Origin of the sequence: Streptomyces misionensis, from assembly GCF_007896895.1 — a bacterium.
GTDB lineage: Bacteria > Actinomycetota > Actinomycetes > Streptomycetales > Streptomycetaceae > Streptomyces > Streptomyces misionensis_A.
Map to the genome: position 1 here is coordinate 1 of NZ_VOGW01000057.1, position 12735 is coordinate 12735.

Consider the following 12735-nt stretch of genomic DNA (forward strand, 5'->3'; position numbering starts at 1 on the left):
CTCCGCATCGACGCCCCCGCCGGGACGGCCGGAACCGCCGCCGGCAACCTCGGCTGCAACAGCTTCAGCGCCCCCGTCACCCTGCACGGCGACCGCATCGACTTCGGTGAGCTGCGCACCACCAAAATGGCCTGTGACAGCGCCCGGATGGCCTTCGAGCGGACCCTCTCCCGGCTGCTGGGCGGCCGGACGCTCACCAAAACGAGTGAGGACGGCAAGCTCACGCTCACCACCAGTCACGGTGACCGCGTGAACCTCACGCGCAGCACACCCGAATGATGTGCGACACCTCACTCACGCATACGGCCAAACCGCCCGGGCATCGGGCGCGGCGCTCCGCCCGATGTCCCGCCGGTCGCCGAGAAAACGCCGCTGACCTGCATAAACGCGGAAAGCGACAACGTGATCGGTAAACCTGCCGTCCGTTACGACCGCGTATCCCCAATTCGGACCAGTGGTCGACCTCGCCTACACTCGGTGCTGTGCCACGTGGTGACGGTCGACTCAATCACGACCTGCTCCCCGGTGAGAAAGGCCCCCAGGACGCGTGTGGCGTCTTCGGTGTCTGGGCTCCGGGTGAAGAGGTCGCAAAGCTCACGTACTTCGGGCTCTACGCCCTCCAGCACCGGGGTCAGGAATCCGCGGGAATCGCGGTCAGCAATGGCTCCCAGATCCTCGTCTTCAAGGACATGGGCCTGGTCTCCCAGGTCTTCGACGAGACCTCTCTCGGTTCGCTCCAGGGTCATATCGCGGTCGGTCACGCCCGCTACTCGACCACCGGCGCCTCCGTGTGGGAGAACGCCCAGCCGACGTTCCGCGCCACCGCGCACGGCTCGATCGCGCTCGGCCACAACGGCAACCTGGTCAACACGGCGCAGCTCGCCGAGATGGTCGCCGAACTGCCGAACGACAACAACAGCCGCTCCACCCGGGTCGCGGCCACCAACGACACCGATCTGCTGACGGCCCTGCTGGCCGCCCAGGTCGACGAGGACGGCAAGCCGCTGACCATCGAGGAGGCGGCCCATCAGGTCCTCCCGAAGATCCGGGGCGCCTTCTCGCTCGTCTTCATGGACGAGCACACCCTCTACGCCGGCCGTGACCCGCAGGGCATCCGCCCGCTGGTCCTCGGCCGCCTGGAGCGCGGCTGGGTGGTCGCCTCCGAGACCGCGGCCCTCGACATCGTGGGCGCCAGCTTCGTCCGGGAGATCGAGCCGGGCGAGTTCGTCGCCGTCGACGAGAACGGTCTGCGCAGCTCGCGGTTCGCGGAAGCAAAGCCCAAGGGCTGTGTCTTCGAGTACGTCTACCTGGCCCGCCCGGACACCGACATCGCCGGCCGGAACGTGTACCTCTCCCGGGTGGAGATGGGCCGCCGGCTCGCCAAGGAGGCCCCGGTCGAGGCCGATCTGGTCATAGCGACCCCGGAGTCGGGCACCCCGGCCGCCATCGGCTACGCGGAGGCCTCGGGCATCCCCTTCGGCGCCGGCCTGGTGAAGAACGCCTACGTGGGCCGCACCTTCATCCAGCCCTCGCAGACCATCCGCCAGCTGGGCATCCGGCTGAAGCTGAACCCGCTCAAGGAAGTCATCAAGGGCAAGCGCCTGGTCGTCGTGGACGACTCGATCGTGCGCGGCAACACCCAGCGCGCCCTGGTCCGCATGCTCCGCGAGGCGGGCGCGGCCGAGGTGCACATCCGGATCTCCTCGCCGCCCGTGAAGTGGCCCTGCTTCTTCGGCATCGACTTCGCCACCCGCGCGGAGCTGATCGCCAACGGCATGACGATCGACGAGATCGGCACCAGCCTCGGCGCCGACTCGCTCGCCTACATCTCCATCGACGGCATGATCGACGCGACCACCATCGCGAAGCCGAACCTGTGCCGCGCCTGCTTCGACGGCGAGTACCCGATGGAACTGCCGGACCCGGAGCTGCTCGGCAAGCAGCTGCTGGAGACCGAGCTGGCGGCCGGTCCGGCCGAAACGGCCGCGGCCGACGCGATCCGCCGCCCGTAACACCCCGCAGTACGACACGAAAGCTCTCACAGTCATGTCTGAGACAACTGGTGCCAGCTACGCAGCGGCGGGCGTCGACATCGAGGCGGGCGACCGCGCCGTCGAGCTGATGAAGGAGTGGGTGAAGAAGACCCGGCGCCCCGAGGTGCTGGGCGGCCTCGGCGGCTTCGCCGGGCTCTTCGACGCCTCCGCCCTCAAGCGCTACGAGCGGCCCCTGCTGGCCTCCGCCACGGACGGCGTGGGCACCAAGGTGGACATCGCCCGCCGCATGGGCGTCTACGACACCATCGGCCACGACCTGGTCGCCATGGTCATGGACGACATCGTGGTGTGCGGTGCCGAGCCGCTGTTCATGACCGACTACATCTGCGTCGGCAAGGTCCACCCCGAGCGCGTCGCCGCCGTCGTCAAAGGCATCGCGGAGGGCTGCGTGCTGGCCGGCTGCGCCCTGGTCGGCGGTGAGACGGCCGAACACCCGGGCCTGCTCGGCGAGGACGACTTCGACGTCGCGGGCGCCGGTACGGGCGTCGTGGAGGCCGACCGGCTGCTCGGCGCGGACCGCATCCGCACGGGCGACGCAGTGATCGCCATGGCGTCCTCCGGTCTTCACTCGAACGGGTACTCCCTGGTCCGCCACGTCCTGCTGAACACGGCGGGACTGGCCCTGGAGTCGGAGGTGGCCGAGCTGGGCCGCACCCTCGGCGAGGAGCTGCTGGAGCCCACCAAGATCTACTCGCTGGACTGCCTGGCCCTGACCCGCACCGCCGAGGTGCACGCCTTCAGCCACATCACCGGCGGCGGGCTCGCGGCCAACCTGGCCCGGGTGATCCCGGACGGTCTGCACGCCGTGGTTGACCGTGGCACCTGGACCCCGGGCGCGATCTTCGACCTGGTCGGCCGGACCGGGAACGTGGCCCGCCTGGAGCTGGAGAAGACGCTCAACATGGGCGTCGGCATGATGGCGATCGTCCCGGCGGAGTCCACCGAGGTGGCACTCGCGACCCTGGCCGACCGAGGGGTCGACGCCTGGGTGGCCGGCGAGATCACCGAGCGTGGCGACAAGGAGAGCGGCGCCGAGCTGGTGGGGGACTACGCGGGCTGACCCCTACGGGGTGGTGCCCGCGGGACCTCCTCGCGGATAGCACAGAAGCCGGTCGGTGGCTGTGCCACCGACCGGGCTGGTGCTCAGTGCAAGGTCAAGCGCCGCGACGGTGTTGTGAGGGTCCCTCGTCCTCGTCGTCGTCGTCCTCGTAGAGGTCGGCGTAACGGGAGTAAAGGTCGTCCTCGTCATTGTCATCGTCCTCGAACGGCTCGCCGTTCGGCGGCTGGCTCGAAGTTGATGCGCCCAGTTCACTGGCCAGACGTGAAAGGTCAGTCCCACCGCTGTTGTACTTCAGCTGGCGGGCGACCTTTGTCTGCTTGGCCTTGGCCCGGCCGCGCCCCATGGCTCGACCCCCTCGGTGACGGGGCTCGACGGCCCCAGAGTCTGACACGCGTTCATGATCTGGAACGGACTCTCCTTGGAGAGGCCGGTCCGTAGGGCTTCCACGGTACCTGAGCCCGCGCCCATACGGTACGTCGCCCGCAGCACGCGCGTGTGCACAGGACCTTCGAGGTGCCCCGTCCTCGCTGGTCAGTGGCGATTTTAACCACTTATCGGGGAACGACCCGCCGGTGGAAGTGAGAGTTCTCTCTAAGTTCCCGCCGACGGGTACCGCTCATTTGTGCGAACGAATCAGTGTCCGGTGCGGCCCGCGCGTGCCTCGGCCATCCGCTGCTCGGCGATCCGGTCGGCCGCCGCAGCCGGCGGAATCCCGTCTTCCTTCGCACGTGCGAATATGGCCAGCGTCGTGTCGAAGATCTTCGACGCCTTCGCCTTGCACCGCTCGAAGTCGAAGCCGTGCAGCTCGTCGGCCACCTGGATGACCCCGCCCGCGTTCACCACGTAGTCCGGTGCGTAGAGGATCCCGCGGTCGGCGAGGTCCTTCTCCACACCCGGGTGGGCGAGCTGGTTGTTGGCGGCACCGCACACCACCTTGGCGGTGAGCACCGGCACGGTCTCGTCGTTCAGGGCGCCACCGAGCGCGCACGGCGCGTAGACGTCCAGGCCCTCGAGGCGGATCAGCGCGTCGGTGTCGGCGACCGCCGTCACGCCCTCGTACTGGTCGATGATCCGCTGCACGGCGTCCGGGCGGACATCCGTGATCACGACCTCGGCTCCCTCGTCCAGGAGGTGGCGCACCAGGTGGTGGCCGACCTTGCCGACACCGGCCACACCGACCTTGCGGCCGCGCAGCACGGGGTCGCCCCACAGGTGCTGGGCGCAGGCGCGCATGCTCTGGTAGACGCCGAACGAGGTGAGCACCGAGGAGTCGCCGGCGCCGCCGTTCTCGGGCGAGCGGCCGGTGGTCCAGCGGCACTCGCGGGCGATCACGTCCATGTCGGCCACATAGGTGCCGACGTCGCAGGCGGTGACGTAGCGCCCGCCGAGGGAGGCCACCATCCGGCCGTAGGCGAGCAGCAGCTCCTCGGTCTTGTCCCGCTCCGGGTCACCGATGATCACGGCCTTGCCGCCGCCGTGGTCCAGGCCGGCCATGGCGTTCTTGTACGACATCCCGCGCGCGAGGTTGAGGGCGTCGGTGACGGCCTCGGCCTCGGTGGCGTACGGGTAGTAGCGGGTGCCGCCGAGAGCCGGGCCCAGGGCGGTGGAGTGGAGGGCGATCACGGCCTTGAGGCCGGTGGCGCGGTCCTGGCAGAGCACGACCTGTTCATGGCCCCCCTGCTCCGAGTGGAACAGGGTGTGCAGGACATCAGCAGGCGCGCCGGATACGTCGGTCACTGTGGTGACTCCTGTGTACTAGCGGCGAGTGGGGAGCAGCTCCCGTACGGGTGGCGGGTGCTGGTGGCATGAGCGTAGAGCCTCGGCCCGACCACCGTCCGCGCAGTGTTCAGGATCACTCGCACGGGCCCGCCGAGGTCGCCTGACCGTGGCACGATTTGCAGTGTTTCGAGCCGGGTCGGATGGGGAGGGAGCAGGCGTGCCGAAGGTGTCCTCCGTGGTCGTCCCCTATGCCGCCTATCTGCGCGTGTACGAGCCGCTGGGCGCCTTCCCGGAGCCGGAGCGCGACCACTGGGCGAGGTACGCCCGCCGCCCCGAGCGCCCCTCCTACCAGGACGAACTGCGGCGCTCCCTGGCCGACTTGGTGCCCACGCCGCCGGTCGCGGTGCCGGTGCAGGAGAGCGGCGACGCCTTCGTCCTGGAGGTCGACGGGGTCGTCTGCGTGTGCCCCTGGCGGACCCGGCTGCGCGGGTGGCAGGCGCTGGAGGACCTCGGCGAGGAGCTTCCCCCGCCGGTGCTGGACGCGGTGCTGCCCCCGGTGGTGCGCCGGCAGGCGGCGCTGGACTACGAGCGCTGGCTCGCCCGCAACCCCGACGCGCGCCCCTGGATCCGCACGGCGACCTGGCAGGTGCCGCTGAACTGGTTCGTGCTGGTCGCGGACGAGGAGCGGCGGTACGACAAGGGGACCGCGCAGGTGCCCCCGGTGCTGCGCTACCGCACCCCCATGGTGCAGGCCCGGCGGCGGGTGGCGCGGGCGCTGCGCACGCTGCGCGAGACCGTGCCGGAGGGGCCGCTGACCGACGGACTGGTGGACGTCGGCCGCTGGCTGGAGGAGTTCCACCCGCGTTCCCTGGTCGAGCTGGACTACGGCGGTCTGGTGCACGTCCTGCCGACGGGCGAGCTGGAGGACGACCACTCGGCGGCGGACGTGGCCGCGGGCATCGACGCGCTGCGCCGGGGGGACGGGGAAGCGGCCGGGGAGGCGTACGCACGGCTCGTGGAGCGGTGGCGTGCGGTGCGGGACCGGCGTTCGGCGAACTGACGTTTCAACAGAAACACCGAAAACGTGAGCTGCGCCACAGCTCAGAGGGCGTTGGACGGCGTACGGTCAAGCGCACTTCACCCAGCTGACGGGATGTCGGTCCGGATCCGGGCGTTTGTGTCCAGAATGGCCGAAGGGTGATGGACCGCACGTACAGGGCCCTTGCGCCTCTTCCCCCTCCTCGTGCCAAAATAGGACAAGGAGTCCGGGGAGGGCTCCCTCCGTCCAAGTGTGGTGCACTATGGGCGGAATCTCAGCATTGCACGCTTTGGGGGGTCTGATGCCTCCTGATCGCCCTGTGACTGATCGTCACAGTGGCGTGACTGTCCGCTATGGCATGGTCCATCGGCTTCCGTCGCTGATGAACACCTGGGAGGGCAATTCCGTCGGTTTGGCCGACGGGGCTGGACAGATGGTGTAGTTGTAGTGCCGAGGACAAGCCGTTCGTCCTATAACCGACTCGACTCGCGTCCGCCATTTCGGGCAACGCGGGTCAAGGTGCAGAATTTAGAGGAAAGAACCGAGAAGGTTCGGTTCTCCCGAGGAGGCCGCTCATGACCGCTCGCACCCCTGATGCCGAGCCGCTGCTGACCCCGGCTGAGGTCGCCACCATGTTCCGCGTCGACCCCAAGACGGTCACGCGGTGGGCGAAGGCCGGCAAGCTCACGTCGATCCGCACGCTCGGCGGGCACCGCCGCTACCGCGAGGCCGAGGTCCGCGCCCTGCTCGCGGGCATCCCGCAGCAGCGCAGCGAGGCCTGACCGAGCAGGCGGAACAACTGAAAACAGGGCGAAACGGCAGGCCCCCCAACCCGCCGAGCCGCCCGAAACCCTAGCTCCAAGCGACGCGGGACCTGCCCCAACAGGCCCCACGCCCGGGCCGAAGAGAACGTTGTAGGCAAGCGACACAGGGTGCGTCGTCGATCGCGCTGGACTCCGCCGAGTCCAGCGCGATCTGTTTTGTGCGCTGGTGGGGGGCCGAGTGGAGGCCTGGTGGGAGTGCCGGGGGAGCGCCTCGGGGTGCGGTGCAATTGCACATATTAAATTGACCAGTTGTAGGACGGGTGTAAGTACCGCCGATCTCAAAACTCATGCGGTGACACCCGTCACATCACGGGCCACTTGTTGCCTCGGGCATCCGTGCGCTAATGGAAGCGCCGCCTCCAGTCTCCCCTGCGGGTAAGGGAGTTGGGGCGGCCGCGCATCATGTCGCGGGCGGGCGTTCGTCCTTGTCCCGGAGGCTCGGCCCCGAGTCCATCGCCAGCCGCAGCAGATGATGGCAGACGGGACAGTGCCGGGTGAGATGACGGTACGACGACGCGGCCGCGAGGTGCGCCCTCAGCAGCGCCCTCGTCTCGTGCCTGACCGATGCCCCCATCGCCCACCTCCCGAACCCGGGTGCTGTCATCTGGGTACCGAGGGAAGGCGGAGCCGTCAAGGGTGCCGGACAGGCCCAGGGAGCGACGAAAGGGCCCCCTCGCGCGAGGGGGCCCTTCTCTGTGCGGTCCTGACGGGATTTGAACCCGCGGCCTCCACCTTGACAGGGTGGCGAGCACTCCAAACTGCTCCACAGGACCAGATGTCGCCGCGCTCTGCTTGCTGCGTTGCGCTGCGAGAAGGACTGTACAGGAGGTGAGGCCGCCAGGTCGAACTCACCTCCTGTGATCGCCCGGTCACGGGGCGGCGGCGTCGATCGCCTTCACGATCCGCTTGTCGGAGATCGGGTACGCCGTCCCCAGCGCGTGGGCGAAATAGCTGACCCGCAGCTCCTCCAGCATCCAGCGGATGTCCAGGACCTGCTGCGGCACCGGCCGCCCCTGCGGGAGCTGCTCCAGGAGCCAGGCGTACTCGTCCTGCATCTCGTGGACCTTCTCCATGCGGGTCGTGTCCCGCTGGACGTTCGTCGGCATCTGCTGGAGCCGCCGGTCCGCGGCCACCAGGTACCGCATCAGGTCGGGCAGCCGCCGTATCCCCGCCCAGGTGACGAAGCCCGGCTTCACCAGGGCGTCCAGCTGCTTGCGGACGTCCGTGAGGTTGGCGAGCAGCGCGGGGCTGCGGACGGCCTTCAGACGCCGTTCACAGGCCCCCCAGGCGGCCAGCACCTGCTGCACCTGACCGACCGTGCGCACCGTGGTGTCCACGATCTCCGCGCGCACCTTGTCGTACAGCTTCCGGTACGATTCCTCGTCCCACGCCGGCCCCCCGAAGTCCGCGATCAGCTTGTCGGCCGCGGCCATCGCGCAGTCGTCGAACAGGGCCTGGATCGAGCCGTGCGGGTTCGCGGACAGTCCCAGCTTCTGCTGGTTGCTGAGCTTCTCGGACGCGAACTTGGCGGGGTTCACCGGGATGTTGCGCAGGATCAGCCGCCGGGTGCCCTTCCACATGGCCTCCGCCTGCTCGGCCTCCGTGTCGAAGAGCCGTACGGAGACCGTGTCGCCGTCGTCCACCAGCGCCGGGTACGCCTTGACCGGCTGACCGGCCCGCCGCGTCTCGAAGACCCGGCTCAGCGTGCCGATCGTCCAGTCGGTCAGCCCCGTGCGCTCCAGCGCCGGGCCGCCCTCGCGGGACGCGGTCGCGGCGGCGGCCTGGGAGAGGGCCTTGCGCGCCTTCGGCTTCAGCCTGAGCTTCAGCGCCTCCAGGTCCTTGTCCTCGGCCAGCGTGCGGCGCCGCTCGTCGACGATCCGGAAGGTGATCCGCAGGTGGTCGGGGACCTTGGACCAGTCGAAGTCCTCCGCCTCGAAGGGCACGCCGACCATGCGCTTGAGCTCGCGGGCCATCGTCACGGTCAGCGGCTCCTGGAGCGGGACCGCCTTCTCCAGGAAGGCCTTCGCGTAGTTCGGCGCGGGCACGTAGTTGCGCCGGACCGGCTTGGGCAGCGAGCGGATCAGCTCCGTCACGACCTCTTCCCGCAGGCCCGGGATCTGCCAGTCGAAGCCCTCGTCGGTGACCTGGTTGAGGACCTGGAGCGGGATGTGCACGGTCACGCCGTCGGCGTCGGCGCCCGGCTCGAACTGGTAGGTGACCCGGAACTTCAGGTCGCCCTGCCGCCAGGAGTCCGGGTAGTCGGCCTTGGTGACCGCCTCCGCCGACTCCCGGATCAGCATCTCCCGCTCGAAGTCCAGGAAGTCGGGCTGCTCGTGCCGCTTGCGCTTCCACCAGGAGTCGAAGTGGGCGCCGGAGACCACGTGTTCGGGCACCCGCTGGTCGTAGAAGTCGTACAGCGTGTCGTCGTCCACCACGATGTCCCGGCGCCGCGCCCGGTGCTCCAGCTCCGCGACCTCGCCAAGGAGCTTGCGGTTGTCGGCGAAGAACTTGTGGTGGGTGCGCCAGTCGCCCTCCACCAGCGCGTTGCGGATGAACAGCTCGCGGGAGACCTCGGGGTCGATGCGGCCGTAGTTCACCTTGCGCTGGGCGACGATCGGCACGCCGTACAGCGTGACCTTCTCGTACGCCATCACGGCCGCCTGGTCCTTCTCCCAGTGCGGTTCGCTGTACGTGCGCTTGAGCAGGTGCCCGGCGAGCGGTTCGACCCACTCGGGCTCGATCTTCGCGTTGACCCGGGCCCACAGCCGGCTGGTCTCCACCAGCTCGGCCGACATCACGAACTTGGGTTGCTTCCGGAACAGCGCAGAGCCCGGGAAGATCGCGAACTTGGCGTTGCGGGCGCCCAGGTACTCGTTCTTGTTGCCCTCGCGCACGTCCTTCATCCCGACGTGCGAGAGGAGGCCGGCGAGCAGCGAGACGTGCACGCGGTCGGCGGGGGCGTCCTCCTCGGCGAGGTGGATGCCCATCTGCTTGGCGACCGTGCGCAGCTGGGTGTAGATGTCCTGCCACTCGCGGATGCGCAGGAAGTTCAGGTACTCCTGCTTGCACATCCGCCGGAACGAGCTGGAGCCGCGCTCCTTCTGCTGCTCGCGGATGTAGCGCCACAGATTGAGGTAGGCGAGGAAATCGCTGGTCTCGTCCTTGAAGCGGGCGTGCTGCTGGTCGGCCTGGGCCTGCTTGTCGGCCGGGCGCTCGCGCGGGTCCTGGATGGACAGCGCGGCCGCGATCACCATGACCTCGCGGACACAGCCGTTCTTGTCCGCCTCCAGCACCATCCGGGCCAGCCGCGGGTCCACGGGCAGCTGGGCCAGCTTGCGGCCGGTGTCGGTGAGCCGCTTGCGCGGGTCCTTCTCGGCGGGGTCGATCGCGCCGAGTTCCTGGAGCAGCTGCACGCCGTCGCGGATGTTGCGGTGGTCCGGCGGGTCGATGAAGGGGAACTTCTCGATGTCGCCGAGGCCGGCCGCGGTCATCTGGAGGATGACGGAGGCCAGGTTGGTACGGAGGATCTCCGCGTCGGTGAACTCCGGCCGGGCGAGGAAGTCGTCCTCGCTGTAGAGCCGGATGCAGATGCCGTCGGAGGTACGGCCGCAGCGGCCCTTGCGCTGGTTGGCGCTGGCCTGGGAGACCGGCTCGATGGGCAGCCGCTGCACCTTGGTGCGGTGGCTGTAGCGGCTGATCCGGGCGAAGCCGGGGTCGATGACGTACTTGATGCCCGGGACCGTGAGGGAGGTCTCGGCGACGTTCGTGGCCAGCACGATCCGGCGCCCGGTGTGCGGCTGGAAGACCCGGTGCTGCTCGGCGTGCGACAGCCGGGCGTACAGCGGCAGTACCTCGGTGAACCGGTACTTCTTCTTCTCCAGCGCGTCCGCCGTGTCGCGGATCTCGCGCTCGCCGGAGAGGAAGACCAGGATGTCGCCCTTGCCCTCGGCCTGGAGCTCCTCGACCGCGTCGCAGATCGCGGTGATCTGGTCCCGGTCGGCGTCCTCGGAGTCGGCTTCGAGCAGCGGGCGGTAGCGCACCTCGACCGGGTAGGTCCGGCCGCTGACCTCGATGATCGGGGCGTCGCCGAAGTGCCGGGAGAAGCGCTCGGGGTCGATGGTCGCCGAGGTGATGACGACCTTGAGATCCGGCCGCTTGGGCAGCAGCTGGGCGAGGTAGCCCAGCAGGAAGTCGATGTTGAGGGACCGCTCGTGGGCCTCGTCGATGATGATCGTGTCGTAGGCGCGCAGCTCGCGGTCGGTCTGGATCTCGGCGAGCAGGATGCCGTCGGTCATCAGCTTGATGAACGTGGCGTCCGGGTTCACCTGGTCGGTGAAGCGGACCTTCCAGCCGACGGCCTCGCCGAGCGGCGTCCGCAGCTCCTCCGCGACCCGCTCGGCGACGGTGCGGGCGGCGATCCGGCGGGGTTGGGTGTGCCCGATCATGCCGCGCACACCGCGGCCGAGTTCGAGACAGATCTTGGGGATCTGGGTGGTCTTGCCGGACCCGGTCTCACCGGCCACGATGACGACCTGGTGATCGCGGATGGCCGCCGCGATCTCGTCCTTCTTCTGGCTGACGGGCAGCTGCTCGGGATAGCTGACGGCCGGCACGCGCACACGCCGCTCGGCCATCCGGCCCGCTGCCTTGTCGATCTCGCCCTCGATCTCGGCGAGGACGGCGGCGCGGGCCTCCGGCTTACGGATCTTGCGCGCGCCCTCGAGCCGCCGTCCGAGCCGGTGCGCGTCGCGCAGCGACAGCTCGGTCAGTCGGGGGGCGAGGGCGCCGAGGGCGGGGGCTGGATGCGTAGACATACGCGGTCCAGGATCTCACCTCGGCCGAAATCGAGGCGACCGATTTGACGCCGGGCGGAGCGGAGGGGCCCCGGACGGCGGGCCGGGCGCGTGCGAGCCGCGCCCCGCGATGAACGGGCGACCCCCACGGCGAGATGCCAAAGTTCCCCTATGTCCGATTCGCGCTGGGCGGCGTTCAAACAGTCCCCGTTCCTCCCCGCCACGGTCCTGCTCCTGCTCATCTCCGCCGCGGCCGGCCTCTTCGCCGGCTCCTACACCTACGCGATGGCGAACCCGACCCCGCACAGCATCCCCACGGCGGTGACCGGCGCCTACGACCAGCCGCCGGCCCGCCGGTTCGTCGCGGGCATGGAGCGGGCCCTCTCCGCCTCGCTGAAGGTGCACCCGTACGCCAGCCGGGCGGCGGCGATGCGGGCGGTGGAGCAGCAGCGCGTCTTCGCGGTGGTGGACGCCCCGGCGCACGGCGGGGCGATCACGCTGAACGTGTCGTCGGCGTCCGGGGCGACGGTCGCGCAGGTGCTCGGTCAGGCGGCGGCGAGCGTGGGCCGGGCCACCGGCACGCCGGTGGTGCTGCACGACCTCAAACCGCTCCAGAAGGGCGATCCGCGAGGGCTGGCGATCTTCTACATCTCGCTCGCGGCCGTGGTGATCGGCTTCATCGGGGCGATCCAGCTCAGCGTGCACGCGAAGGCGCTGAACCCGATGGAGCGCATCGCGTTCACCGCCGCCTACGCCCTGCTCGGTGGGTTCACGATCGCGGCGGTGGTGGACTGGTGGCTGCACGCGCTGCGGCTGCCGTTCATGGAGTCCTGGCTGATCCTGGCGCTGACCATGTTCACGTCCGGCATGGTCTTCACGATGTTCAACACCCTGTTCGGGCGGTGGGCGATGCTGCCCACCTGGGGCCTGATGGTGCTGCTGGGCAATCCGTCGTCCGGCGGTGCGGTGTCCTGGCCGCTGCTGCCATCCCCGCTGGGCACGATCGGCCGCTGGCTGCCGCCCGGGGCCTCGGTGAACGCCCAGCACACCGCGGTGTACTTCCGGGGCGACCAGCACGCCTTCCCGTTCCTGGTGCTGGCGGGCTGGGCGGTCCTCGGCTGTGCGGTCTTCCTGATCTGGCGCCACCGCCACCCGGGCGGCCGCCCGCCGGAACCGGCCTGATCCAAACGAAAGACCCTAGGAGAGCGGCTCGACCGGCGCGGCAGGACTGGGTACGGCGGGGGCG

General features: G+C 69.5%; 10 protein-coding genes and 1 tRNA gene. 6 read left to right on the plus strand and 5 right to left on the minus strand.

The window, feature by feature from the left end; translation table 11 throughout:
* From FRZ03_RS10440 to purM, 3 genes are all read left to right on the plus strand, one after another.
* Window positions 1–279, plus strand: a 279-nt coding sequence (locus FRZ03_RS10440; protein WP_146464875.1) for an META domain-containing protein, incomplete at its 5' end; no start/stop codon positions are given.
* 203 nt (window positions 280–482) lie between these two features.
* Window positions 483–2012: an amidophosphoribosyltransferase gene (gene purF, locus FRZ03_RS10445; protein WP_146464876.1), complete on the plus strand. Its 1530-nt coding sequence runs from the start codon at window positions 483–485 to the stop codon at window positions 2010–2012.
* A gap of 34 nt (window positions 2013–2046) precedes the next feature.
* Window positions 2047–3114, plus strand: a complete 1068-nt coding sequence (gene purM / locus FRZ03_RS10450; protein WP_146464877.1) for a phosphoribosylformylglycinamidine cyclo-ligase — start codon at window positions 2047–2049, stop codon at window positions 3112–3114.
* Between the two features lie 94 nt (window positions 3115–3208).
* On the opposite strand, the gene FRZ03_RS10455 is transcribed toward purM, so the two are convergent.
* A complete protein-coding gene (locus FRZ03_RS10455) occupies window positions 3209–3457 on the minus strand; it encodes a DUF3073 domain-containing protein (RefSeq protein ID WP_070028678.1) in 249 nt (82 codons plus the stop codon).
* A gap of 290 nt (window positions 3458–3747) precedes the next feature.
* A complete protein-coding gene (locus FRZ03_RS10460) occupies window positions 3748–4851 on the minus strand; it encodes a Leu/Phe/Val dehydrogenase (RefSeq protein ID WP_146464878.1) in 1104 nt (367 codons plus the stop codon).
* Window positions 4852–5050: 199 nt separating this feature from the next.
* Here FRZ03_RS10460 and FRZ03_RS10465 point away from each other — a divergent pair, with 199 nt between their 5' ends.
* Both FRZ03_RS10465 and bldC read left to right on the plus strand, forming a co-directional pair.
* Entirely contained in the window at window positions 5051–5893 is an 843-nt protein-coding gene (locus FRZ03_RS10465; protein WP_146464879.1) for a DUF8083 family protein, read from the plus strand.
* A gap of 554 nt (window positions 5894–6447) precedes the next feature.
* Complete coding sequence (gene bldC / locus FRZ03_RS10470) at window positions 6448–6654, plus strand: developmental transcriptional regulator BldC (RefSeq protein WP_003949541.1); 207 nt, start codon at window positions 6448–6450, stop codon at window positions 6652–6654.
* Window positions 6655–7096: 442 nt separating this feature from the next.
* On the opposite strand, the gene FRZ03_RS39760 is transcribed toward bldC, so the two are convergent.
* The 3 genes from FRZ03_RS39760 to hrpA all read right to left on the minus strand — a co-directional run bounded on the left by FRZ03_RS39760 (window position 7097) and on the right by hrpA (window position 11510).
* Window positions 7097–7270 (minus strand): DUF6274 family protein, encoded by a 174-nt coding sequence (locus tag FRZ03_RS39760; RefSeq protein WP_222443364.1) that lies wholly within the window; start codon window positions 7268–7270, stop codon window positions 7097–7099.
* A gap of 124 nt (window positions 7271–7394) precedes the next feature.
* A tRNA-Asp gene (locus FRZ03_RS10475) sits at window positions 7395–7469 on the minus strand.
* A gap of 96 nt (window positions 7470–7565) precedes the next feature.
* On the minus strand, window positions 7566–11510 hold the full coding sequence (hrpA, locus tag FRZ03_RS10480; protein WP_146464880.1) for an ATP-dependent RNA helicase HrpA: 3945 nt from the start codon (window positions 11508–11510) through the stop codon (window positions 7566–7568).
* 150 nt (window positions 11511–11660) lie between these two features.
* On the opposite strand from hrpA, the gene FRZ03_RS10485 reads away from it, so the two are divergent.
* Window positions 11661–12671, plus strand: a complete 1011-nt coding sequence (locus FRZ03_RS10485; RefSeq protein ID WP_146464881.1) for an ABC transporter permease — start codon at window positions 11661–11663, stop codon at window positions 12669–12671.
* The last annotated feature ends 64 nt before the right edge of the window (window positions 12672–12735 follow it).

What these genes read in the sequence shown, in the direction of transcription:
- purM (WP_146464877.1), top strand. Translation starts at nt 2,047, where the DNA reads ATGTCTGAGACAACTGGTGCCAGCTACGCAGCGGCGGGCGTCGACATC.
- FRZ03_RS10455 (WP_070028678.1), bottom strand. Translation starts at nt 3,457, where the DNA reads ATGGGGCGCGGCCGGGCCAAGGCCAAGCAGACAAAGGTCGCCCGCCAG.
- bldC (WP_003949541.1), top strand. Translation starts at nt 6,448, where the DNA reads ATGACCGCTCGCACCCCTGATGCCGAGCCGCTGCTGACCCCGGCTGAG.
- FRZ03_RS39760 (WP_222443364.1), bottom strand. Translation starts at nt 7,270, where the DNA reads ATGGGGGCATCGGTCAGGCACGAGACGAGGGCGCTGCTGAGGGCGCAC.
- hrpA (WP_146464880.1), bottom strand. Translation starts at nt 11,510, where the DNA reads ATGTCTACGCATCCAGCCCCCGCCCTCGGCGCCCTCGCCCCCCGACTG.
- FRZ03_RS10485 (WP_146464881.1), top strand. Translation starts at nt 11,661, where the DNA reads ATGTCCGATTCGCGCTGGGCGGCGTTCAAACAGTCCCCGTTCCTCCCC.